Source organism: Vibrio sp. R78045 (assembly GCF_042466085.1).
GTDB classification, from domain to species: domain Bacteria; phylum Pseudomonadota; class Gammaproteobacteria; order Enterobacterales; family Vibrionaceae; genus Vibrio; species Vibrio cyclitrophicus.
In genome coordinates this window covers 1,191,068-1,215,736 of the sequence record NZ_JAXHBS010000018.1, presented here as the reverse complement: position 1 = coordinate 1,215,736, position 24,669 = coordinate 1,191,068, and the positions used below count along the sequence as shown (strand labels likewise).

At 44.6% G+C, this 24,669-nt stretch carries 24 protein-coding genes; all 24 read left to right on the top strand.

All coding sequences use genetic code 11. From position 1 onward, the window contains the following. Positions 1-11 precede the first annotated feature (11 nt). Positions 12-389: a Fe-S cluster assembly scaffold IscU gene (iscU, locus tag SJY39_RS27260; protein WP_004735094.1), complete on the top strand. Its 378-nt coding sequence runs from the start codon at positions 12-14 to the stop codon at positions 387-389. A 98-nt stretch (positions 390-487) separates the two neighbouring features. Then, positions 488-811, top strand: coding sequence for an iron-sulfur cluster assembly protein IscA (iscA, locus tag SJY39_RS27255; protein WP_010440519.1), 324 nt, complete (start codon positions 488-490; stop codon positions 809-811). Positions 812-895: 84 nt separating this feature from the next. Then, entirely contained in the window at positions 896-1,411 is a 516-nt protein-coding gene (hscB, locus tag SJY39_RS27250; RefSeq protein WP_010440522.1) for a co-chaperone HscB, read from the top strand. A 22-nt stretch (positions 1,412-1,433) separates the two neighbouring features. Beyond that, positions 1,434-3,284, top strand: coding sequence for a Fe-S protein assembly chaperone HscA (gene hscA / locus SJY39_RS27245; protein WP_016796696.1), 1,851 nt, complete (start codon positions 1,434-1,436; stop codon positions 3,282-3,284). Between the two features lie 20 nt (positions 3,285-3,304). Then, a complete protein-coding gene (gene fdx, locus SJY39_RS27240) occupies positions 3,305-3,643 on the top strand; it encodes an ISC system 2Fe-2S type ferredoxin (protein ID WP_010440525.1) in 339 nt (112 codons plus the stop codon). A 147-nt stretch (positions 3,644-3,790) separates the two neighbouring features. After that, entirely contained in the window at positions 3,791-3,991 is a 201-nt protein-coding gene (gene iscX / locus SJY39_RS27235) for a Fe-S cluster assembly protein IscX (RefSeq protein ID WP_010440526.1), read from the top strand. A gap of 206 nt (positions 3,992-4,197) precedes the next feature. Continuing rightward, positions 4,198-5,493, top strand: a complete 1,296-nt coding sequence (gene pepB, locus SJY39_RS27230; protein WP_016767136.1) for an aminopeptidase PepB — start codon at positions 4,198-4,200, stop codon at positions 5,491-5,493. Positions 5,494-5,599: 106 nt separating this feature from the next. Beyond that, positions 5,600-6,034, top strand: a complete 435-nt coding sequence (gene ndk, locus SJY39_RS27225; protein ID WP_010440533.1) for a nucleoside-diphosphate kinase — start codon at positions 5,600-5,602, stop codon at positions 6,032-6,034. A gap of 392 nt (positions 6,035-6,426) precedes the next feature. Beyond that, complete coding sequence (locus SJY39_RS27220) at positions 6,427-7,569, top strand: bifunctional tRNA (adenosine(37)-C2)-methyltransferase TrmG/ribosomal RNA large subunit methyltransferase RlmN (protein WP_010440536.1); 1,143 nt, start codon at positions 6,427-6,429, stop codon at positions 7,567-7,569. 441 nt (positions 7,570-8,010) lie between these two features. Continuing rightward, complete coding sequence (rodZ, locus tag SJY39_RS27215) at positions 8,011-8,946, top strand: cytoskeleton protein RodZ (protein ID WP_010440538.1); 936 nt, start codon at positions 8,011-8,013, stop codon at positions 8,944-8,946. 7 nt (positions 8,947-8,953) lie between these two features. Continuing rightward, the gene (gene ispG / locus SJY39_RS27210) at positions 8,954-10,075 is read left to right on the top strand and encodes a flavodoxin-dependent (E)-4-hydroxy-3-methylbut-2-enyl-diphosphate synthase (RefSeq protein ID WP_009848294.1); all 1,122 of its coding nucleotides are present in this window, start codon (positions 8,954-8,956) and stop codon (positions 10,073-10,075) included. 70 nt (positions 10,076-10,145) lie between these two features. Then, complete coding sequence (gene hisS, locus SJY39_RS27205) at positions 10,146-11,414, top strand: histidine--tRNA ligase (protein WP_016784836.1); 1,269 nt, start codon at positions 10,146-10,148, stop codon at positions 11,412-11,414. 79 nt (positions 11,415-11,493) lie between these two features. Then, positions 11,494-12,108, top strand: a complete 615-nt coding sequence (locus SJY39_RS27200; protein WP_010440549.1) for a YfgM family protein — start codon at positions 11,494-11,496, stop codon at positions 12,106-12,108. 10 nt (positions 12,109-12,118) lie between these two features. Continuing rightward, the gene (bamB, locus tag SJY39_RS27195; protein ID WP_010440552.1) at positions 12,119-13,279 is read left to right on the top strand and encodes an outer membrane protein assembly factor BamB; all 1,161 of its coding nucleotides are present in this window, start codon (positions 12,119-12,121) and stop codon (positions 13,277-13,279) included. Between the two features lie 158 nt (positions 13,280-13,437). Then, positions 13,438-14,919, top strand: a complete 1,482-nt coding sequence (gene der, locus SJY39_RS27190; protein ID WP_010440555.1) for a ribosome biogenesis GTPase Der — start codon at positions 13,438-13,440, stop codon at positions 14,917-14,919. Positions 14,920-15,052: 133 nt separating this feature from the next. Further along, complete coding sequence (locus SJY39_RS27185) at positions 15,053-15,955, top strand: metal-dependent hydrolase (protein WP_016796695.1); 903 nt, start codon at positions 15,053-15,055, stop codon at positions 15,953-15,955. A 289-nt stretch (positions 15,956-16,244) separates the two neighbouring features. After that, entirely contained in the window at positions 16,245-17,249 is a 1,005-nt protein-coding gene (locus SJY39_RS27180) for a sensor domain-containing diguanylate cyclase (RefSeq protein ID WP_010440561.1), read from the top strand. A gap of 40 nt (positions 17,250-17,289) precedes the next feature. Further along, entirely contained in the window at positions 17,290-17,517 is a 228-nt protein-coding gene (locus SJY39_RS27175) for a zinc ribbon domain-containing protein (protein ID WP_010440564.1), read from the top strand. A gap of 295 nt (positions 17,518-17,812) precedes the next feature. Then, the gene (urtA, locus tag SJY39_RS27170; RefSeq protein ID WP_010440568.1) at positions 17,813-19,099 is read left to right on the top strand and encodes an urea ABC transporter substrate-binding protein; all 1,287 of its coding nucleotides are present in this window, start codon (positions 17,813-17,815) and stop codon (positions 19,097-19,099) included. A 235-nt stretch (positions 19,100-19,334) separates the two neighbouring features. Then, a complete protein-coding gene (gene urtB / locus SJY39_RS27165; protein WP_016789118.1) occupies positions 19,335-20,963 on the top strand; it encodes an urea ABC transporter permease subunit UrtB in 1,629 nt (542 codons plus the stop codon). Positions 20,964-20,973: 10 nt separating this feature from the next. Continuing rightward, positions 20,974-22,155: an urea ABC transporter permease subunit UrtC gene (urtC, locus tag SJY39_RS27160; RefSeq protein ID WP_016767140.1), complete on the top strand. Its 1,182-nt coding sequence runs from the start codon at positions 20,974-20,976 to the stop codon at positions 22,153-22,155. Then, on the top strand, positions 22,152-22,994 hold the full coding sequence (gene urtD, locus SJY39_RS27155; protein ID WP_016767142.1) for an urea ABC transporter ATP-binding protein UrtD: 843 nt from the start codon (positions 22,152-22,154) through the stop codon (positions 22,992-22,994). Before urtC ends, urtD begins: the two co-directional genes overlap by 4 nt. Position 22,995: 1 nt before the next feature. Continuing rightward, positions 22,996-23,691, top strand: a complete 696-nt coding sequence (urtE, locus tag SJY39_RS27150; protein WP_010440573.1) for an urea ABC transporter ATP-binding subunit UrtE — start codon at positions 22,996-22,998, stop codon at positions 23,689-23,691. Further along, on the top strand, positions 23,688-24,635 hold the full coding sequence (locus SJY39_RS27145; RefSeq protein ID WP_010440575.1) for an urease accessory protein UreD: 948 nt from the start codon (positions 23,688-23,690) through the stop codon (positions 24,633-24,635). Before urtE ends, SJY39_RS27145 begins: the two co-directional genes overlap by 4 nt. Positions 24,636-24,669 lie beyond the last annotated feature (34 nt).

Below are 24,669 nucleotides of genomic sequence, written 5' to 3'. Positions count from 1 at the left end.
AGGTAACTATCATGGCATATAGCGAAAAAGTAATTGATCACTACGAAAACCCACGTAACGTAGGTTCGTTTGATAAAGAAGATCCAAGTGTAGGTAGCGGCATGGTTGGCGCACCAGCTTGTGGTGACGTAATGAAACTGCAAATCAAAGTATCTGCAGAAGGTATTATTGAAGACGCAAAATTCAAGACTTACGGTTGCGGTAGCGCAATCGCTTCTAGCTCACTAGTAACTGAGTGGGTTAAAGGTAAAAGTATTGATGAAGCAGCTGCTATTAAAAACTCTGAAATCGCAGAAGAGCTAGAGTTGCCACCAGTGAAAGTTCACTGTTCAATTCTTGCTGAAGATGCAATCAAAGCAGCGGTTGCGGATTACAAAAAGAAGCACTAATCGTTTCTACAACGTAATCACTTCAAAAAAGTAATATTTGGGAGCACCCTTTGTGCTCCCCCTGAGTTCTCAATTTATATAAAACACAAGGTTGTAGTATGGCCATCACCATGACAGATACGGCAGCAAGCCGAGTTCAAGCTTTCCTAGATAACCGAGGTAAAGGTATCGGGTTGCGCTTAGCGGTAAAAACTACTGGCTGTTCGGGTATGGCGTATGTACTGGAATTCGTTGACGAGCTCAACGAAGAAGACGAAGTGTTCGAGCATTCAGGTGTTAAGGTCATCATTGATCCAAAGAGCCTAGTTTACCTAGACGGTACTGAGCTTGATTACGTAAAAGAAGGCCTAAACGAAGGTTTTGAATTCAACAACCCTAACGCGAAAGGCGAATGTGGTTGTGGTGAGAGCTTCAATGTATAAATGCCTCAATCGTTGAGCGTTTATAATGAGCGAAGAATAAAATTAGGCTCTAAGTAAAGAGCCTAAACTTAGGACCACCGTTACATGAATCATTTCGAATTATTTGGGCTACCACTTCAGTTTCAACTGGATGGTAGCCTTCTTTCTTCTCAGTTTAGAGATCTGCAACGCCAATTCCACCCTGATAAATTTGCCACGGCTTCTGAGCGAGATCGCTTGCTGGCTGTGCAAAAAGCTGCGCAAATCAATGATGCGTACCAGGTGTTGAAAAATCCAGTCAGCCGTGCTGAATACCTGTTAGTTCAACATGGTGAGGATATTCGTGGTGAGCAGCAGACTATGCAAGATCCTATGTTCCTGATGGAGCAAATGGAATTGCGTGAAGAGCTGGAAGATATCGCCGACAGTTCTGATCCTGAAGATGCTTTGTTTGCATTTGAAGGAAAGGTTAGCAAAATGTATAAACAACAATTAAGCGCTATCCAACAAGAACTCGACAGCGAAGCTTGGTTAGAAGCTGCAGACCGAGTAAGAAAGCTTAAGTTTATTGCAAAATTAAAGAATGAAATCGAGTTAGTTGAAGATCGCTTGATCGGCTAGTTCGTATAACAAGGACACATCCATGGCACTACTTCAGATTGCAGAACCAGGGCAAAGCGCCGCTCCTCACCAGCACAAGCTTGCAGTGGGTATTGATTTAGGTACAACAAACTCATTGGTTGCGTCAGTGCGCAGTGGTGAGGCGAGCACGCTTGTTGATCAACAAGGTCGCAGTATTCTCCCTTCCGTTGTTCACTATCAGTCAGAGTCGTACACCACTGGTGATGAAGCGCGTGTAAATGCACAAACTGATCCTAAAAATACCATTATCTCAGTTAAGCGATTAATCGGTCGTTCACTGTCAGATATTCAACAGCGATACCCATCTCTGCCATATCAGTTTGAAGAAAGTGATAATGGCCTGCCTGTGATTAACACAGCGCAAGGAAATAAGAACCCAATTCAAGTATCTGCAGATATTCTTCGTGCACTCGGTCAACGTGCTGAGTCGACGTTAGGTGGTGAATTGGCTGGTGCCGTGATTACCGTCCCTGCGTACTTTGATGATGCACAACGTGCAGGTACCAAAGACGCAGCGCAACTTGCTGGTCTTCATGTGTTACGTCTTCTTAATGAACCCACTGCAGCTGCGATTGCTTATGGCTTGGATTCAGGTAAAGAAGGGGTAATCGCTGTTTATGACTTAGGCGGTGGTACGTTTGATATCTCTATCCTACGCCTGTCTAAAGGTGTCTTCGAAGTTTTAGCAACCGGTGGCGACTCTGCATTAGGCGGCGATGACTTTGACCATTTAATTGCGGATCATTTCCAAGAGCAAATGGGCTTGTTAGAGCTGACAGCAGAACAGAACCGTATTCTTCTAGACGCAGCAACAGAAGCGAAGATTGGCTTATCTGAAGCTGAAAGCGTTAATGTTGAAGCACTAGGTTGGTCTGGCTCATTAACTCGTGAAGAGTTCGAAGAGATCATCAAGCCACTAGTTAAGAAAACGCTGCTTTCGTGCCGCCGAGCACTGAAAGATGCGGAAGTTGACGCGGATGAAGTACTAGAAGTCGTGATGGTAGGTGGTTCAACTCGTACCTTACTTGTTCGTGAAATGGTCGGTGGCTTCTTTGGTCGTACTCCATTAACCAGTATTAACCCTGATGAAGTGGTTGCGATTGGCGCATCGATTCAAGCGGATATCTTAGTTGGCAACAAGCCTGACTCTGAGATGCTGCTATTGGATGTTATCCCTCTGTCACTGGGTATCGAAACCATGGGTGGCTTAGTCGAAAAGATCATCCCTCGTAATACCACGATCCCAGTTGCTCGTGCACAAGAGTTTACCACGTTCAAAGACGGTCAAACTGCAATGACAGTACACACCGTGCAAGGCGAGCGTGAGATGGTTGATGACTGTCGTTCACTGGCTCGATTTGCTTTGAAAGGCATCCCGCCGATGACAGCAGGTGCTGCTCATATTCGCGTTACTTACCAAGTGGATGCTGATGGTCTACTGTCGGTTACCGCAACGGAGAAGAGCACTGGCGTTCAAGCTGAAATCCAAGTTAAGCCTTCTTACGGTCTAAGCGATAACGAAGTGGCCAGCATGCTGAAAGATTCGATGACGTTTGCAAAAGAAGACATGCAAGCGCGTGCTCTTGCTGAGCAACGCGTAGAAGCGGATCGCGTTATTGAAGGCTTAATTGCTGCGATGCAAGCCGATGGTGATGAGTTGCTGGATGAGCAAGGCAAGCAACAACTTGTTCAAGCCATTGAAGCACTGATTGAAGTGCGCAATGGCGACAATGCCGATGCCATTGAACTAGAAATTAAAAATATCGACAAAGCGAGCCAAGACTTTGCTTCTCGTCGTATGGATAAATCAATTCGTGCTGCACTGTCAGGTCAGTCAGTCGATAATATTTAATAGTTAGAGAATAGATAAACATGCCAAAGATTATTGTTTTACCTCACGAAGATCTATGTCCAGAAGGCGCTGTTTTAGAAGCAAAAACTGGTGAGACGGTTCTTGATGTTGCATTGAAGGCCGGTATTGGTATTGAACACGCATGTGAGAAGTCGTGTGCATGTACTACATGTCACGTTGTGATTCGTGAAGGCTTTGATTCTTTAGAAGAGAGCGATGACCTAGAAGACGACATGCTAGATAAAGCATGGGGCTTAGAGATGGAATCCCGCCTAGGTTGCCAAGCTAAAGTTGCTGATACGGATCTTGTTGTAGAGATTCCAAAGTACACGCTGAACCTAGCTTCTGAAGATCACTAAGAACTTGTTTTTAGTAACGGTTTCTATGGTTATAACTGTGTAATTATTATTTAGACAACCATTACTAGAACAGCCATGTTAAGAAACAGGCCTAGAATATAGATCATAAAGGTGACAGAGCGTCGCTGATAAAAATAAGGAAGTGTTATGAGCTTGAAGTGGATTGATTCGCGAGATATCGCAATTGAACTATGTGATTTGTACCCAGATACTGACCCTAAAACGGTTCGTTTTACCGATTTGCATCAGTGGGTGTTAGACCTTGAAGAGTTCGACGACGCGCCGAACAACTCTAATGAGAAAATCTTAGAGGCTATTATTTTGTGCTGGATGGATGAGATGGATTAATCCTCTTGTCTAATGATTAGGTTGTGGGTTGGCATCAGTCCAATATAAAACGCAGCCAAGTTAACAATTCTTACTAAAAACAGCGGACCTTATGGTCCGTTTTTTTATCAAAATGACATTTTACTCCTACATAATGCTAACATCAGTGCGCTAATAAAAAATAATCAGAACCACTTAATAACGGTGGTTCATGACAAGGAGAAATCATGTCTACACAGATGTCAGTATTTTTAAGTCAAGAAGCTGCCCAGCCTCAGTGGGGAGCTAGAGCTATTTTATCGTTTTCTGAAGCAGGAGCGACAATTCACATTGGTGAAGGTCACGATTTAGGCGCAGTTCAACGTGCTGGTCGTACGCTTGACGGACAAGGTATCGCATTCGTTTCACTTCGTGGTGAAGGTTGGGATCTAGAAAGCGTTTGGGCTTTCTACCAAGGCTACCGTGGACCAAAGAAAAAGAATGCATTGGAATGGGATGCACTTTCAGAAGCTGATCAAGTAGAGCTAGAAGCTCGCATTCGTGCTACTGATTGGACTCGTGACATTATCAACAAAACCGCTGAAGAAGTGGCACCTCGTCAATTAGCGACAATGGCTGCTGAATACATCAAGTCAGTGGCGCCAGCAGGCACAGTGAAAGCGAAAATCGTTAAAGATAAAGATCTACTAACTGAAGGTTGGGAAGGCATCTACGCAGTAGGGCGTGGCTCTGAGCGTACATCAGCAATGCTTCAATTGGATTTCAACCCAACAGGCGACGAAAATGCACCTGTATTTGCTTGTCTAGTCGGTAAAGGTATCACTTTCGACTCAGGCGGTTACAGCATCAAGCCAGGTCAATTCATGACAGCAATGAAGGCTGATATGGGCGGCGCTGCAACCATCACTGGTGGCCTTGGTCTTGCAATTGAACGTGGCTTGAACAAGCGTATTAAGCTTATTCTATGTTGTGCAGAGAACATGATCTCTGGTCGTGCATTGAAGCTTGGCGACATCATTACCTACAAAAATGGTAAGACGGTTGAGATCATGAATACTGACGCTGAAGGTCGCTTGGTTCTTGCTGATGGTTTGATGTACGCAAGTGCACAAAATCCAGAATTGATCATTGATTGCGCAACGCTAACTGGCGCAGCGAAAAATGCACTAGGTAACGACTACCATGCACTATTAAGCTTCGATGATGAACTGTCTCACCAAGCGCTAACGGCTGCGAACCAAGAGAAAGAAGGCCTATGGCCACTGCCTCTTGCTGATTTCCACCGTGGTATGCTGCCTTCAAACTTTGCTGATCTTTCAAACATCAGTTCAGGAGATTACACGCCGGGTGCAAGTACCGCTGCTGCATTCCTTTCTTACTTTGTAGACGACTACAAAAAAGGTTGGATTCACCTGGATTGCTCAGGTACTTACCGTAAATCTGCAAGTGATAAATGGTCGGCTGGTGCAACGGGTATGGGTGTTCGTACGCTCGCTCGCCTTCTTATCGATCAAGCAAAATAATAATAAGAATGTGCGGTATTTCGATGCCGCTCATTCAGAAACTAAGATCGAATGATCTCAGTAATTTCAGTATTTAATAACAAAAAAATGAAGTGAAGGAATCCCTATGGCTCTAGAAAGAACGTTCTCAATTGTTAAGCCAGATGCAGTTAAGCGTAACCTTGTTGGTGAAATCTACCACCGCATCGAAAAGGCAGGCCTAGAAATTATTGCTGCTAAAATGGTTCGTCTTACTGAAGAACAAGCAAGTGGCTTCTACGCAGAACACGAAGGCAAAGAATTCTTCCCGGCTCTTAAAGAGTTTATGACTTCTGGTCCTATCATGGTTCAAGTACTTGAAGGCGAAAACGCGATTGCTCGTTACCGCGAATTGATGGGCAAAACAAACCCAGAAGAAGCAGCATGCGGCACTATCCGTGCTGACTACGCTATCAGCATGCGTTACAACTCAGTACATGGCAGTGACAGCCCTGAGTCAGCAGCTCGTGAAATCGAATTCTTCTTCCCAGAATCTGAAATTTGCCCGCGCCCAGCTGAATAAGCAGACAACAGCAAATCATTCTAAAGGCTTCACTTCGGTGAGGCCTTTTTTGTATCTGGTTGATTGTGGGAAAAGAGGTGCAGTTAAAAGAGAGATTCCAGATACCTCGTTCCTCGGTTCTGGAATGACGGGTACTGGTGCTTCTTGATCTCGATGAGGTAAGTGTAAAGATGTCAGGGTTAGTCACGTCATTCCCGAGAGCGACGAAGGAGCTTAATCGGTAATCTTTTCTTCAAATTGGTTAATCTCAGGCCGATAAATTAAATTGTTCAAATTTTAATCATTTAAGTTTGAATGTCTTAGTAAACACAGGGTTTTACAGTGCTTGTTGAAGTTGCGTAAAGCCTGTACAATTCGCGCCCTTAATTATTGTTCCGTCACTGAGAGGCATCATGACCACAGCTAAAGTCAATCTACTCGATTTTGATCGTAAAGGTCTTCGTAAATTTTTCACAGAAGAACTGAATGAGAAAGCGTTTAGAGCAGAGCAAGTGATGAAGTGGATTTATCACTTCGGTGTCGATGACTTCGAACAAATGAACAACATTAACAAAAAGTTACGTGAGAAACTTCAACGTCGTTGTGAGATTGTTGCACCTGTTGTTTCTGAAGCTCAGCACTCTACAGATGGCACAATTAAATGGGCTATGAGCGTTGGCGACCAAGACGTTGAAACCGTATACATCCCAGATGGTGACCGTGCGACGCTATGTGTATCTTCACAAGTTGGTTGTGCACTTGAGTGTAAATTCTGTTCAACAGCTCAACAAGGCTTTAATCGTAACCTAAAAGTTTCAGAGATTGTTGGTCAAATTTGGCGTGCATCTCGTGAGATCGGTCTAGAGAAAGAAACAGGTCGTCGCCCAATTACTAACGTTGTAATGATGGGTATGGGTGAACCTCTATTGAACATGAAGAATCTAATTCCATCATTAGAAATCATGCTTGATGATCTTGGCTTCGCACTGTCTAAGCGTCGTGTAACGGTATCAACTTCTGGTGTTGTATCTGGCCTTGACCAAATGACTGATAACATCGACGTAGCACTTGCGATTTCTCTACATGCACCAAACGATGCACTACGTAGCCAAATCATGCCGATCAACGACCGTTGGGATATCCAAGACTTCCTAGCGTCTGTTCGTCGTTACATTGCTTCTTCAAATGCTAACCGCGGTAAAGTAACCGTTGAGTACGTTCTATTGGATCATGTGAATGACGATATGGACCATGCTCGTGAACTTGCTGAGCTAATGAAAGATACGCCATGTAAGATTAACTTGATTCCATTTAACCCTTACCCAGGGTCACCTTATAAGAAGCCAAGTAATTCTCGTATTGATCGCTTCCAAAAAACGCTGATGGAATACAACTACACAGTAACGGTTCGTAAAACTCGTGGTGATGACATTGATGCCGCATGTGGCCAATTGGTGGGGGATGTTATTGACAGAACCAAGCGTACCAAAATGCTGAAAGCCGCCTCAGAAGCTAACCTCATTGCAGGTGGTGTGATTGAAGTAAAAGCGGTTTAAACGCGATTGGAATTTAAACAAGCCAGAAGTCTAACTTCTGGCTTGTTGCTTTTTGGGAGAGTTAATTTCCAATTTTTAGATTTTTTTCCCATGCTTTCTTACATTTTTCGTCAAATTTTGGACAAAACCATGAGCTGACGGTAAATTTTGTTTAAAGTGTTTTTGCCTTGTAATGGCATTAGCTTATGATTAACTAATCTTAAATTAATTTTAAGTGCTCGCTTGTTACTGATCATCAATATGTCTATTTAGGTTGGCTACTTGATAAACTAGCTTCCTGAGAGCGTCGTTCATAACGGTATGACCGATGTTTGTCTTTAAGGGTTGATGATTTAAGTAACAGGAAAAATTCCACATAAAGTGGGTTGCTAGATTGAGCTTAAACGACAATAAAAACATGCTCTCATCAACCTGCGATAATACTTTAGAAGTTCACTCTCTATGAACACAGAACACGACACAAAAACACCTGAAATAGTTGCACCGACTTTAGAAGCAGGAACACTGCTTAAAAATAAACGTGAATCTCTTGGTTTAACACAAAAGCAGATCTCTGATCGCTTGAAGCTTCGCGTTACTTTGATTCAACAAATCGAAGAAAACCAGTTCGAATCTGACCAAGTGGCAACGTTTATGCGTGGCTACATTCGCTCATATGCGAAGTACGTTAATCTTGATGAGAAAGTGGTTTTAAATGCGCTTCATCATTCTGGTGACGCTCAACATCAAGAACAAGAAATGCTGAGCTTTTCTCGTAAGACCAAAACCGAAAAGCACAATAGCCGTATTATGTTCCTAACTTGGAGTATTTTCGCGGTGATTGTAGGCATGTCTTCATTGTGGTGGTGGCAGAACCAACAGCAAGACACCTTGTCTCAATCTCTGGTTAATACCGAAAGCTCAGAAGAGCTAATGGTCGATGAGTCGCTAGACCCTGAATTAACGTCATTAGAAGTGATTGAAGCTGAACAAAACACAGAGACATCTTTTGTTACTGAAAACTCTGATGATCTGACTTCTACAAATACAGCTGAAACTTCAGAAACTATTGAACCAGTTGAACAGATGGAAGAAGCACAACAAGCTGCAGACGTCGCTTCTGTTACGGCAGAATTAGAAACGGTAGCTCCAGAATCTGTGGTTAACGAGCTAGTGATGCAGTTTTCTGCTGATTGCTGGATCCAAGTGAAAGATGCTTCGGGTAAAACGTTGTCTACTGGCATCAAAAAAGCAGGCCAGACCTTAAATCTTTCTGGAGCTGCACCATATAAAGTGATTCTGGGTGCGCCTGAAGGCGTATCGATGACATTTGCAAGTGAACCTGTCGACCTTTCTGGGTATACTTCAGGCAAAGTAGCTAGAATAACCTTACCTTAGAGTTAATATGCAACACGAATCTCCTATTATTCGTCGCAAATCAACCCGTATTTATGTGGGTGATGTGCCGATCGGTGATGGTGCACCAATTGCTGTGCAATCCATGACCAACACAAGAACAACTGATGTAGCCGCGACCGTTGCTCAAATTCGAGCTTTGGAAAAAGTGGGTGCTGATATCGTTCGCGTATCTGTTCCTACTATGGATGCCGCTGAAGCGTTTAAGTTAATCAAGCAGCAAGTATCTGTTCCTTTGGTTGCTGATATTCATTTCGACTACCGTATCGCCCTTAAAGTGGCTGAATATGGCGTTGACTGTTTGCGTATCAACCCTGGTAACATCGGTAATGAAAGTCGTATCCGCTCCGTTGTTGATTGTGCTCGCGATATGAATATTCCGATTCGTATTGGTGTTAACGGCGGCTCTCTTGAAAAAGAGATCCAAGAGAAATACACAGAACCGACAGCCGAAGCGCTTGTTGAATCCGCAATGCGTCACGTCGATATCCTAGACCGTTTGAACTTTGATCAATTTAAAGTCAGCGTTAAGGCTTCTGATGTCTTCCTCGCCGTCGGCTCTTACCGTTTGCTGGCTAAGCAGATTGACCAACCACTTCACCTTGGTATCACCGAAGCGGGCGGTGCTCGTGCTGGCTCTGTGAAGTCAGCTGTGGGTCTAGGTATGCTTCTTTCTGAAGGTATCGGTGACACGCTGCGTATCTCGCTAGCGGCTGATCCTGTTGAAGAGATCAAAGTTGGCTTTGATATTCTTAAATCTTTGCGCATTCGCTCGCGTGGCATCAACTTCATTGCGTGCCCGAGCTGTTCTCGTCAAGAGTTCGATGTTATTAACACCGTTAACGCCCTTGAAGAGCGCTTAGAAGACGTTATTACCCCAATGGACGTATCAATCATCGGTTGTGTGGTTAACGGCCCTGGTGAAGCTGAAGTGTCTCACTTAGGTTTAGCCGGTAGTGCACGTAAAAGTGCCTTCTACGAAGACGGTAAGCGTCAGAAAGAGCGCTTCGACAACGATGATCTTGTCGACAAACTTGAAGCTAAGATTCGTGCAAAGGCGTCAGTGCTTGATAAAGCAAATCGCATTGATGTAGAAAACTTAGAAGATTAATACAACGCGATGGGGTGTGACTGTCTATTCGCACTAACACCTGGTCGTGAGAAATTACGGAATAAATACTGTGGCTAAAAATATCCAAGCAATTCGAGGCATGAACGACTGCCTTCCAACTCAATCACCACTGTGGCAGAAAGTAGAAAGCGCAGTTAAAAACGTGGTGAGTGCATACGGTTACAACGAAGTACGTATGCCTATCGTTGAAGAAACAAACCTATTTAGCCGTGCCGTTGGTGAAGAGACAGACGTTGTTTCTAAAGAGATGTACACCTTTGACGACCGCAATGGCGATAGCCTAACGCTGCGTCCAGAAGGCACAGCTGGTTGTGTACGTTCATGTATTCAAAATAGCCTTATCAACCGTGATGAACAGCGCCTATGGTACATGGGCCCGATGTTCCGCCACGAGCGTCCTCAAAAAGGTCGTTACCGTCAATTCCACCAATGTGGTGTTGAAGTGTTTGGCTTAGACGGTCCAGACGTTGACGCAGAACTTATCATGATGACAGCTCGTCTATGGCGTGAGCTAGGTATCGATAAGCACGTTCGCCTAGAGCTAAACTCAATCGGTTCTCAAGAAGATCGCGTAAGCTACCGCACTGCGTTAGTGGCTTTCCTTGAGCAACACATTGATGTGCTAGATGATGATTGTAAACGTCGTATGCACACTAACCCTCTACGTGTACTTGATACTAAGAACCCTGATGTTCAAGCTATCTTAGGTGACGCACCTCGACTATCTGAATATCTAGGTGAAGAATCGAAGCAACATTTTGCTGGTTTGTGTGAACTTCTTGACGCTGTTGGTATCGAATACCAAGTTAATGAGCGTCTAGTACGCGGCCTAGATTACTACAACCGTACCGTATTTGAGTGGATCACAGACAGCCTTGGTGCTCAAGGTACAGTATGTGGCGGCGGCCGTTACGATGGTCTTGTTGAGCAACTGGGCGGAAAAGCAACCAATGCAGTTGGCTTCGCAATGGGTCTAGAGCGTCTGGTTCTGATGATGGAAACGCTAGAACTAACAGAAGTTCGCCGTAGCGTTGATGTTTACATGGTTGCGGCTGGCGAAGGCACTATGATCGCAGGCATGCAACTAGCGAATCAATTACGCGACACTGTAGAAGGCGTGCGTGTGATGAACCACTTTGGTGGTGGTAACTTCAAGAAGCAATTCAAACGTGCTGACAAAGTAGGTGCCGTTGTGGCGCTAGTGCTTGGTGAGAACGAAGTTGCTGATAATACCGTTGTACTAAAAGATTTGGTTGGCGGCGAGCAAGAAACCGTGTCTCAAGCGGAAGTTGCAGAGAAAGTTGCTGCGCTAATCTAATTAGCCATTGAGCAAACGCTCATAATGAATATTAACGTCAGCACTATGCTGGCGTTTAAAGAATTAAAGAGGACAGGAAGTGGAACTTTACGATAGCGAAGAGCAACAGGTTGAAGCCATTAAAGATTGGTGGAAAGAGAACGGTAAAGCCGTAATCTTTGGTGCGGTTATTGGTTTAGGTGGTCTATTTGGTTGGCGCTATTACCAAGATTCAGTCCTTGAAGCGCGTGAAGCTGCTTCAGAAAGCTACACCTCTGTCATTTCAGCTCTTGATGCTAAGGGCGTTGATGCTCAATCTGACATTCAAGCTTTCATCGACGCAAATAAAGACGCTGAGTATTCCGTTCTTGCTGCTATGCAACTAGCAAAAGCACAAGTACAAGCGGGCGAACTTGCAGCGGCACTTGAACAGCTTGAGTGGGCAAAATCGGCAACTAAGGATGCGGCTCTAGCGCCACTTCTTACTTACCGTGTTGCACGTATCAAAGCTGAGCAAGGTGAATTTGACGCAGCATTGACTGATCTTGAAGCGATGACTGACGAATCCTGGAAAGGCCGTGTTGCTGAACTACGTGGTGACATTTCACTTCGTAAAGGCGATACAGACGCAGCATACAGTGCTTACACAGAAGCACAGCAAGCTGTTGATGCTAGCCAAACGCTTCAAATCAAACTTGACGACCTAGCTAAATAAGGCGCTTTGAATGAAGAAGATGTTTCCCAAAGCGGCGTTGTGTGCGATTGCTCTTGGCCTGTTAGCAGGCTGTGCGGGTGAAGAAGACACAGTCATTATGGCTCCAGTACCAACAGTAAATAGCGAGTTCACTCCTAAACAGGAATGGTCTACGTCAGTTGGTGATGGTGTTGGTCACTACTTTTCAAAACTATCGCCAGAACTGGCGTACGACAAAGTATTTGTTGCAAGCCGCGAAGGTTTGGTTAAAGCGCTTGATCCTGAAACGGGTAAAGAGCTCTGGAAAGTCGATCTAGAGAAAGACGTACTGGCTCGTTTATCGGGTGGCTTAACTGCGGCTTACGGCAAAGTATTTGTTGGTTCTGAGAATGGCGAAATGATCGCGTTGGACGAATCGACGGGTGAAGAGCTATGGCGTGTTTCAGTGAATGGCGAGGTGCTTGCATCCCCAGCGACTGAAAACAATATGGTACTGGTTCATACTAGTCGCGGCATGATGATTGCTCTAGACCAAGAGACCGGTGAGCAAAAGTGGACAATCAGCACTGAAGTTCCAAGCCTAACACTCCGTGGTGACAGTACGCCTGTTGCTGTTTCTGGTGGTGTTTTCTGGGGTACGGCAAATGGTCGTCTAGCTGCCGCTATTGTTGACCGTGGCCAGCTTATTTGGCAACAGCCAGTAGGTACGCCAAAAGGCGCAACGGAAATTGATCGCTTAGTGGATGTTGATGCATCTCCAGTTGTTCTTGGTGGTACTTTGTATACCGTTGGTATCAATGGTCAATTGATTGCTATCGATCTTCGAGCTGGCAAGCCAATTTGGAAACGTAACTATTCGTCAGCGATTGATCTCGCGAGTGATGGCAGTCGTTTGTTTGTGGTTACCGATAAAGACCATGTGGTTGCAGTTGATGCTCGTAGTGGTACTGAACTTTGGAGCACTCCATTGTTAGAAAACCGCTTACTGACAGCACCTGCTATTATTAATGGATATGTTGTCGTGGGTGACACCGAAGGTTATCTGCACTGGTTAGATCGTTCATCTGGTGAGTTTGTTGCTCAACAGTTAGTCGATGATAGCGGCTTTGCGGTTGCACCAATTGAATTGCCTGAAGGCTACTTAGTGACGACTCGCAATGGCGATGTAAAGAAACTAACGATTAGCCAATAAAAGCGTGATACAATTCACAGTCGGCTCCTGGTTGGTAACAGCCAGGAGCCGTTTTGTTGTTAAAAATTAATAAACCGTGTGGTTATAGGTAAGAGTTTAAACTTGCGAACAAGTGCTTACCTATAACTACATTTAGAGAAGAAATTGTAGAGGTTGTTATGGTACCTGTTGTTGCTCTAGTAGGGCGTCCGAACGTAGGTAAATCTACGTTATTTAACCGATTGACTCGAACTCGTGATGCATTGGTTGCGGATTTTCCTGGCTTAACGCGTGACCGTAAATACGGTCATGCTCATTTTAGCGAGCATGACTTTATTGTTATTGACACTGGTGGTATCGACGGTACCGAAGAAGGTGTTGAAACTAAAATGGCTGAACAGTCGCTAGCGGCGATTGATGAAGCTGATGTCGTTCTATTTATGGTAGATGGCCGTGCTGGTCTAACACCTTCAGACGTAGCGATTGCTAAGCACCTTCGTCAACTAGAAAAGCCTTCAATGCTAGTAGTAAACAAGGTTGATGGTATTGACCCTGATGCGGCAAGTGCTGACTTCTGGCAACTAGGTGTAGAAGACATGTATCAGATCGCTGCTGCGCACGGTCGTGGTGTAACAGCGTTGATTGATCTTGCTCTTAACCCATTTGCGGAAGCGCTTAAAGCTGAGAATGGCGAAGTAAGCGATTTGACTGAGTTTGAAGACGAAGAAGAAGAGCAAGTTGATTTCACTGAAGAAGAAGCGGAAGAAGAATTCAAGCGCCTTCAAGATCAACCGATCAAGCTAGCGATCATTGGCCGTCCTAACGTAGGTAAATCAACATTAACTAACCGTATTCTTGGTGAAGAACGTGTTGTTGTTTACGATATGCCGGGCACAACCCGCGACTCTATCTACATTCCAATGCAGCGTGATGAGCGTGAATACGTTCTAATTGATACTGCGGGTGTTCGTCGTCGTAAAAATATCAACGAAACGGTTGAGAAGTTCTCAGTGGTTAAAACACTGAAAGCGATTGAAGATGCAAACGTTGTATTGCTGCTTATCGATGCTCGCGAAAACATCTCCGATCAAGATCTAAGCTTGTTAGGCTTTGCATTGAACGCGGGTCGTTCAATTGTTATTGCAGTAAACAAATGGGATGGCCTAGATAACGACGTTAAAGATCGCGTTAAGAAAGAATTAGACCGTCGTTTAGGTTTCGTTGATTTCGCACGTATTCACTTTATTTCTGCACTTCATGGTACAGGCGTTGGTCACTTGTTTGAGTCTGTTCAAGAGGCTTACAAGTCAGCAACGACTCGTGTTGGTACTTCTGTGCTAACTCGTATCATGAAAATGGCAACCGATGATCACCAACCGCCTATGGTTCGTGGGCGTCGTGTGAAACTGAAATACGCGCACGCTGGTGGCTACAACCCACCTATTATCGTTATCCACGGTAACCAAGTTCGCAACTTGCCAGATTCATACAAGCGATTCTTGATGAACTACTATCGTCGTTCACTAGAGATTATGGGTACACCTATTCGCATTCAATTCCAGAACAGCGAGAACCCATTTGAAGCGAAAACAAACAAGCTGACAATCTCTCAAGAACGTAAACGTAAGCGCATGATGAGCATGGTTAAAGGTCGTAAGTAAACCTTTCCAATAGATTTGATACCCGAGCCTGTCTCGGGTATTTTTTTAAGCAAAATTCACGTTAATCCACAACGACACATTTTTGTTTCGCTGTGGCTTAACGAATCAGACTCGATTTCAAAAGAAGAACAATATGACCACTAGCGATTTGATTACACAAGCTGAAGCAATCCCACCAACCATTACTCAATTTTGTCATCAAGCGTGGCAACTTACGGCGAAAGCGTTGTATGTAGAAAGCGACAGCAGTAAAACTTACCTGATCACTGATGTGACGCCTTTTCATCCTGTGAGTCATATTTGGCCCGATCACCCAGCAGACCAAGGCTTCGTCAATGTTGGTGACGAGCAATATCCTGTGGAAGACTGCCTTGTTGGTGCAATAGAACAATCTACTGGAAAACTTCACATCGCAGCCGATATTCCTGTTAAGCGTGATACGGAAGGCTGGGCGTTTGTGGTTGTCCACCAGCTACCTGTATTAGTTTCTATGATTAATGTTAACGATGAAGTGCTGTTGTCGGTTGATAAAGAGTACCAAGCCAGTTTGAGCCGAGGTCACAGTGCTGGCCACATTGCTTTCTTAGCGTTGAATAAAGTATTGGCTGAGAGCTACTGGCGGAAAGATGCCGACAGAAAAGATCCGCTCGGCAGTTACGACTTTAATAGCTACGCACAAGTGACTAGCTTTGTGACTCCTGAGTTGTGTACTGATAAGTATCGTTTGGGCAAAACCCTGAAGAAGCGTGGTTTGAACGTAGCAGATATGCTAACCAATCTTGATGGTATCGAAGCTGACATCAATCAGATGATTAAAGGTTGGCTCGCAGATTCGACGCCAGTGGCAATGAGATTGGAAGGCGAGGTATTAACAGACTCTCGCTATTGGGAATGGCAATTGGATAGCGATACTTTAGTGTCGATTCCGTGTGGTGGTACTCACATAGATAATACTTCAGAGCTTGGGGCGTTATCGGTTAAGTTAACTCAGCTAGATGAGCAACATATTGAAATGCTAACGCATGTAATTCGATGATTTCGGTTACAGATCGAAATTACTTATTCTGTTTAACCTGTTTTTATATGTAATTATCAAAATAAATAACCATTTAAAATTGAAATGCAGCACATGTAACTTATGCTTTCGGTGTGTGGTGATATAAATATTCTTTTTGGGGTAGATCGCTGATCAAAATAGATAAAGCAAAAGATCAACCTATGATCTTCGATTGTGTGTTGTGGTTATTTAGTGTGTTATTATTAACCAACAGCAAGCTTGCATAAGAACAGGCTGCACCCGACTACACAATTGAAAGCTTTAGTGAATGGAACAACAATTTTTATTAGAAGGCCACCGAGCAGTGAATCGTTTGCTTCGAAAGCTTGCACTTGGAATGGATCGTAAGGATTTAAACCATAAGATCATTCAGCTTACAGAGCAGCTTTTTGGGCAACGTATGGCCTCAATATTACTGCTTAACTCAAAGTCGAACACTTTACACATCGAATGCGCGCCTAACTTGCCCGATTTTTATAATCAGCAGATAGAAGGTATTGGAATTGGCGTTGGTATTGGTTCTTGTGGAGAGGCTGCTGCGCTTAAGAAAGCTGTTATGGTCTCTGATATTAATACTCACTCAAATTGGGCGCCTTTCTTAACCTTGACCAATCAAGCCAACTTACACGCTTGTTGGTCGGTGCCCATCATCTCTTCGCATGGCCACGTGCTAGGTACATTTGCTATTTACAGCCGATGCATTTCAGAACCTCATGAATTTGAACTCGAGATCTTGGAGCTGCTTGCTTCTTTGTATTCAGTAGCGCTAGAGAAATACGAGCTAGAGAATCAACTCAACTTTTTTGCCAGTCATGATTCGCTGACGCATTGCTTGAACCGCCGAGCACTGTTAAGTGAAGCTAAGAAGGTTTTAGTTAAACGATGTTTTGCGGACAAAGTGATGGCCTGCCTGTTTGTTGATGTTGATAAATTCAAGTCAATCAACGATACGTATGGCCATAGCTTTGGCGATGATGTTCTGTTAGCCGTTGCAAAAGTTCTCGATGAAGCGACTACGGCATGTGCCAAGGTAGGTCGTTACGGCGGTGACGAGTTTGTAGTGTTTTCTTGCTTTGATACCGAACAAAAAGTGTCAGACTTTTATCACAGCTTAGAAAAAGCGTTGGATAAAGCTCTCTATATTAATGGCGTTCAGTTTTCAGTCAGTGTTGGGATTGCTTGTGAAAAGTCGCCTAAAGGGCTCGATCAGTTGATTGCGTCAGCTGACAAAAGCATGTATCAAATCAAGCAAGCCAAGGCGAAGAAAGAGTAGATTACTTATTAGTACTGAAAGTAAAAAGTTAGGATTTCCTATGAGTGAAAATATCTGCCCTAAATGCCAGTCAGAACTTAGCTGGGATGGTAAATACCACTGTGAAAGCTGCCAAGATCACTTTACAAAAGTGGGCTTTTGTCCTGAGTGCAGCAGCCAATTAGAGAAGCTTCAAGCTTGTGGGGCTGCGAGCTATTTCTGCAATGGTGATTGTAACGAGCTTAAATCTAAGTCGAGAGTGAAATTCGAGTTTCAACAAGCCGAATAGTCTTACCTCTCAATGGCAAGACGATAATCTGAGGTGTTTTTTGTAGGTCTAGTATGAAAATATTGGGCCTTTTTTGTATTTAGCGAATATGCGTGTGTCATCTTGGTTCAATCTTATCGTCACTGCACCAGCATGAAACATAGTAACCTTGTCGCTATGCACTGCATTGGTGTTAACTTAGTTAAAGTACTATTAAATACAAAGGCTTAAAACTTTGTTGGTTATGTTTTAAGTTTGGCACTCTTCTTGTAACTCTGTAATTGAATAACAAAAATACAATTATGGAGTAACAATCATGAACAAGGTGTTCAATTTATCGCTAGCTGCACTGTGTACAACACTTTCATTTTCTTCTGCAACAGTGCTTGCGGCTGACGATACCATTAAAGTCGGCGTTCTACATTCATTGTCAGGCACTATGGCGATCAGTGAAACAACGCTAAAAGATACCGTTCTTATGCTCATCGACGAGCAAAACAAAAAAGGTGGCTTACTTGGTAAGAAGCTTGAGCCTGTAGTTGTTGACCCTGCGTCAAACTGGCCGTTGTTTGCTGAGAAAGCACGTGAGCTTATCGAGAAAGAAAAAGTGGATGTGGTATTTGGTGGTTGGACATCGGTATCACGTAAATCCATGCTGCCAGTTTTTGAAGAGCTAAACAGCATCCTTTTCTACCCAGTACAGTATGAAGGCGAAGAGTCCTCTAAAAACGTTTTCTACACCGGCGCTGCGCCAAACCAACAAGCGATTCCTGCCGTTGATTACTTAATGGATGAACTTGAAGTGGAACGTTGGGTGCTTGCAGGTACCGATTACGTTTATCCACGTACCACCAATAAGATCTTAGAGGCCTACCTAAAAAGTAAAGGTGTCGCAGAAGAAGACATCATGATCAACTACACACCGTTTGGTCATTCTGATTGGCAATCTATTGTTTCAGATATCAAGAAGTTTGGTGAAGCTGGTAAGAAAACCGCCGTTGTATCTACTGTGAATGGCGATGCAAACGTACCTTTCTATAAAGAGCTTGGTGCTCAAGGTGTTTCATCTGAAGACATTCCAGTGATTGCATTCTCGGTTGGCGAAGAAGAGCTATCGGGCATGGATACTGAACCTCTAGTGGGTCACTTAGCGGCATGGAACTATTTCATGAGCGTCGATACCGAAGTCAATGAAGAGTTCGTTGAAACATGGCAGTCATTCATTAAGAGTGACAAACGTGTAACGAATGACCCGATGGAAGCACACTATATTGGTTTCAATATGTGGGCTCAAGCTGTGACTAATGCGGGCACAACCGATGCTGAAGCGGTGCAAGATGCATTGATTGGTGTGTCTGTTCCAAACCTATCTGGTGGCTACTCAACCATGCTACCAAACCACCACATAACTAAACCTGTATTGATTGGTGAGATTCAAGATGATGGCCAGTTTGACATCGTTTGGGAAACCACAGGCCTTGTTGCAGGTGATGCTTGGTCTAACTACTTACCTGAATCAGCAAAACTATTCTCTAGTTGGTCTAAGCCATTCTCATGTGGTGCGTTCAACGTTGAAACTAAAAAGTGTTCTGGTGGTAACTAGAGTTATTCGCTCTTAGCTGATAACTAGTTACTGGTTATCAGCTTTCGTTACTGGGTGTTAGCTATTACCGGTAACTACTAGCTATGAATATTGAGCCTTCTCTTTAGGGAAGAGTGCTTCTGCATGGAGGCGCAACGAAAGAGAAGGCTCAAATTAGTTTCAAGTCACAACAACTATCCAAACATCCACCAAGTAAAAAATAACAATATCTAACTTGTTGGTTAAGGAAGCAGGGATGAAGAACGTATTAAACGTATTTAAGGCGCTGTTGCTCATGGCTATCAGTGCTCAGTTGGCTTTTGCTGGAATAACGGATGAAGCTAGCTTTACCAAGGCGCTAGTTGGTAAAAAAACATCGGATAAAGAGCTAGCCATCGATTGGATCATTGAGACACAAACGGAAGACGTGTCGAAGGCTATTTTAGATGGATGGTTAAACGGCAATCTCTATTACTTCAATGATAAAAAAAACGAACATTATAAACAGCTCTATCTCATTCAAAACACCAAAACAGCCACTTCAGCTCAGTCTGTATGGGATGAATCAACTCTCAATATCGACAATGCTAAGCTGTTTAAAAAGGTGCGCGTAAACAACAAACTTCGCGGGATCTTACGGGGTGAAATTGCCTCTATTGGATTAAATAGCAGTAACCCAGATGTGCGTTATCAAGCGGTTCTCGATCTACTGGGAACTAAGGATGCCACTATCATCGATCGTTTATCCGAACTTAGAGAAAATGAGACCGATGGTAAAGTCGCTGAACTAATGGATTTGTCATTAGCTATTTTTACCTCGCTTGATAACAGTGCAACAACTGAAGCTCGAGTAACATCGATTGAACGAGTGGGCGACTTTAAGCATTCAGTCGTTCTAAAAACACTGAACCAACTACTTAACGGTGAGCAAGAACCAAGCATTTTGGCTGCAACAGAGCGTGCGATGGACGATTATCAACAAAGCCAAGCTCTGTACTCAGGTGTTGAAACCGTATTCTTTGGCTTGAGTTTAGGTTCGGTATTGGTACTAGCGGGCATTGGCTTAGCGATCACCTTTGGTGTGATGGGCGTTATCAACATGGCTCATGGTGAGCTGATCATGATTGGCGCTTACACCACCTATGTATTGCAACTTCTGATGCCGAATCATATTGGTTTAGCGCTAATACTTTCTATTCCTGCAGCATTCATCGTTTCGGGCTTAGTGGGTATTGCGATTGAGCGAAGCGTGATTCGTCACCTTTATGGGCGTCCATTAGAGACCTTGCTCGCCACCTTTGGTATCAGCTTAATCTTGCAGCAAGCCGTTCGCTCTATTTTCTCTCCGCTGAACCGATCAGTGAGTACACCTGAATGGATGTCTGGTGCGCTTCAATTGAATCCTATGCTATCGCTGACTTATAACCGTCTTTACATCATCTTGTTCTGTGGCTTGGTGTTTATGGGGTTATTGATGGTTCTGAAAAAGACACCGTTAGGCCTTCAGGTTCGTGCCGTTTCTCAAAACCGTGGTATGGCTCGTGCGATGGGGATTCGATCGGAACGTGTTGATGCGATGACCTTCGGTTTAGGCTCTGGCGTCGCAGGTGTTGCGGGTGTAGCGCTTTCTCAACTGACTAACGTTGGCCCAAATATGGGGCAGGCGTACATCATTGATTCTTTCATGGTGGTGGTGTTTGGCGGGGTTGGCAACTTATGGGGCACACTAGTCGCAGGGCTCAGCCTTGGCTTATTTAATAAGATTTTAGAACCATGGGCTGGTGCGGTTCTCGCCAAGATCCTAGTACTGGTTTTCATCATTCTGTTTATTCAAAAACGTCCACGCGGACTATTCCCGCAACGTGGCCGTGCGGCTGAAGGTTAAGGACAACATCATGCAGTCTAAATCATTTGTACTTTCGGCGATGCGTGGTGACAAAGGTGGTCAACTGACCATCCTTGCCATTCTTGCGGCCGTCATTCTTATTCCGCTGGCTAACACCATGTTGCCAAGTGGACACCCGCTTCATGTTGAGACTTTTACAATCTCATTAATGGGCAAATACCTGAGTTACGCAATGTTGGCGTTGGCGCTCGATCTTGTGTGGGGCTACCTCGGAATCTTGAGTCTAGGCCATGGCGCTTTCTTTGCGCTTGGTGGCTATGCGATGGGCATGTACTTAATGCGCCAGATTGGTGACCGTGGGGTATATGGCGACCCAATCCTACCTGACTTCATGGTGTTTCTTGATTGGTCGGCGTTGCCATGGTTCTGGCAGGGCTTTGATCAGTTCTGGTTCGCCTGCCTAATGGTGGTGTTGGTACCGGGCGCATTGGCTTATTTGTTCGGTTATTTAGCTTTCCGTTCTCGAGTGTCAGGGGTGTATCTTTCTATCATGACTCAAGCGTTAACTTACGCATTGATGCTGGCGTTTTTCCGCAACGAAATGGGCTTTGGTGGTAACAATGGATTGACGGACTTTAAAGACATCATCGGTCTGAGCTTGCAAAGTGATGCAGTCAAGATAGGTCTGTTTGTTGCGACTGGTATTGCGCTAATCCTCAGCTACATCGCGTGTCGCATGGTGGTGACCAGTCGATTAGGGCGAGTGGCTTTAGCGATTCGTGATACTGAATCTCGCACTCGATTCATGGGTTACGACGTCGATGGTATCAAGCTGTGGGTCTTCGTTCTATCTGCGGTTATCGCGGGTATTGCTGGTGCTTTATATGTGCCTCAAGTCGGTATCATCAACCCGGGAGAGTTTGCTCCGCTTAACTCGATTGAGATAGTGGTTTGGGTTGCCTTGGGTGGTCGTGCCACTCTGTTTGGTGCCATCGTTGGTGCCCTGATCATCAACTACGCCAAGAGTTGGTTTACGGTTGAATTCCCAGAGGTGTGGTTATTCGCCCTAGGTGGTCTATTTGTACTTTCAACCATGTACTTCCCACAAGGTGTGATTGGCTTTGTTAGCGAGAAATGGCAACAACTGCGTAAGGCGTCGGGTTCACGAGGCAAGGGACAAGGAAAATCAGATAAGGATGATCAGTCAGAAAACAAGGAGGTGATCGTATGACCACATTTAGTAACGTTAAGGAATCGGTTCAAGCCTTCACTCGCCGAGACGAAGTCTTTGATTACCTCAAGCCTGATGTTCATCCTGCCATCGATACCCGTCATAACGTGTTGTTGTACGTGGAAGGCGTTAACAAAAACTTCGATGGTTTCCAAGCGATCAACGACCTCAATCTTTATATCAAAGAAGGCGAACTGCGCTGCATCATCGGTCCTAATGGCGCGGGTAAAACCACTATGATGGATATCATTACGGGTAAAACAAAGCCAGATACTGGTGATGTGTGGTTAGGCTCGAACATTAACTTATTGAAGATGAATGAAGCAGAAATTGCCAATGCTGGAGTTGGGCGTAAGTTTCAAAAACCGACCGTGATTGAATGTCTAACCGTTTGGCAAAACCTTGAATTAGCCATGGCGGGCGACCGCTCTGTTTGGTCTACTTTCACTGCGGTGATGTCTGGTGAGCAGAAGGACAAGCTCACCTCGGTACTTGAACTTATTCACCTAAAAGACGAAGCCGCCAACTTGGCTGGCAATCTCTCTCACGGACAAAAGCAGTGGTTAGAGATCGGCATGTTATTGATGCAGAACCCCAAGCTGTTGCTGGTGGATGAGCCCGTTGCAGGTATGACTCACCAAGAGATGGATCGTACATCGGAGTTACTTAACTCACTGGCAGGCAAACACTCCGTAGTCGTGGTTGAACACGATATGGATTTCGTTCGTTCAATCGCTAGCCATGTCACCGTACTTCATCAAGGTCACGTGTTGGCCGAAGGCACCATGGATCAAGTGCAAGCTCACCCTGAAGTTAAACAAGTTTATCTCGGAGAATAGGATGCTAGAGGTTAAATCAGTTAATCAATATTACGGTGAGAGCCACACATTGTGGGATTTAGACATGCAGATCCCAGAAGGCAAATGCACGGTATTGATGGGACGCAATGGCGTTGGTAAAACGACTCTTCTGCAATGCATCATGGGGCTAGTTAAAGTCAAAAGTGGTGACATTTCGTTATCGGGTGAATCGCTTTTGAAAACCGATGCCGAAGATCGTGCTCGCCAAGGAATCGGTTATGTGCCGCAGGGACGTCAGATCTTTCCGATGCTTACTGTGCAAGAAAATCTAGAAGTCGGTTTACCGATTCGCGACAAGGGTGACCGTAAGATCCCAGAGTTTATCTTCGATATCTTCCCTGTATTAAAAGAGATGCTGCATCGACGTGGTGGCGACTTATCTGGTGGTCAGCAACAACAGCTCGCGATTGGTCGTGCGTTGGTGGTTAACCCTAAGCTATTGATCTTGGATGAACCGACAGAAGGTATTCAGCCCAATATCGTGCAAGAGATTGGCGACATCATTCGTATGCTTAACGAGAAGATGGGACTCACGGTTCTGCTTGTAGAGCAAAAGCTACCATTTGCGAGAAAGGTTGGTGATCGCTTCTGCATTCTTGACCGTGGACGTCAGGTCGCGGAAGGAGAAATGAAAGGGCTCAATGAATCCTTGATCAAGGAGTACCTGACCGTATGAGTGCTTTATTTTCTTTGAGCGAAGAAAGGGACGCTTCTCTAACCGAGGCTTTGTCTCTGAATGAAACCATTGAACAAGATATTCGAGACGGCTGGCAGGCGAGCTTAAACCTCAACTTTGTCGACCGTGGTGATAAAACCGTTTTAAAGAATCGTCAGCAGTCTGGTCCGCTTGCGGTGCAACGCCCCTTGTATCCTGATGGGGAAACGTGTCACACCTACTTACTCCATCCCCCCGGCGGAGTAGTAGGTGGTGACACTCTCAACATTGAAGCGACCATAGAAAGTGGCGCTCATGCGCTAATTACCACCCCCGGTGCCACTAAGTTTTATCGTTCTAATAATAAGTACGCCAAGCAGAAGCAGACCTTGCGAGTGAAGAAAGATGCGCGCTTGGAATGGATGCCGCAAGAGAACATTTTTTTCCCTAATGCACACGTACGTTTAGACACTGAAATTCGGCTAGAAAAGGGCGCACAGTTTTGGGGTTGGGAGATGCACTGTTTTGGGCGACCTGCACAGAATGAGGGATTTGAGCATGGTCACCTTGTAGGGAAAACAGAAATCTATCTTGATAATCAAAGGCTTCTCACTGAAGGTTTTAATTTTCATGGTGGCGATAAGTTAATGATAAATATGGGGTTACTTGATTTCTCAATGATGGGAACCTTTTATCTTACGTCAAATGAGAAGCAAGATTTAGAGTTGGTACAGAGCTTGCTCTTATCTATTACACAGCAAGCTTCACAGCAATCAGTCACATCGAAAGTGCCGAATGAGCCCACATTAATAATGGGTGCGACGCAAATAGAGGGATTGATTGTGGTGCGAGCCTTGGGTAATTGGAGTGAAGACATCCTCCAAGCCTTTGGTCAGATATGGCAAGCAACTCGCTCTCATTTGTGTGGTACGACTCCTGATTTACCAAGGATTTGGGCGACTTAGCGATTAGCCCTTTTTGTACCGAGGGCGACTTCCG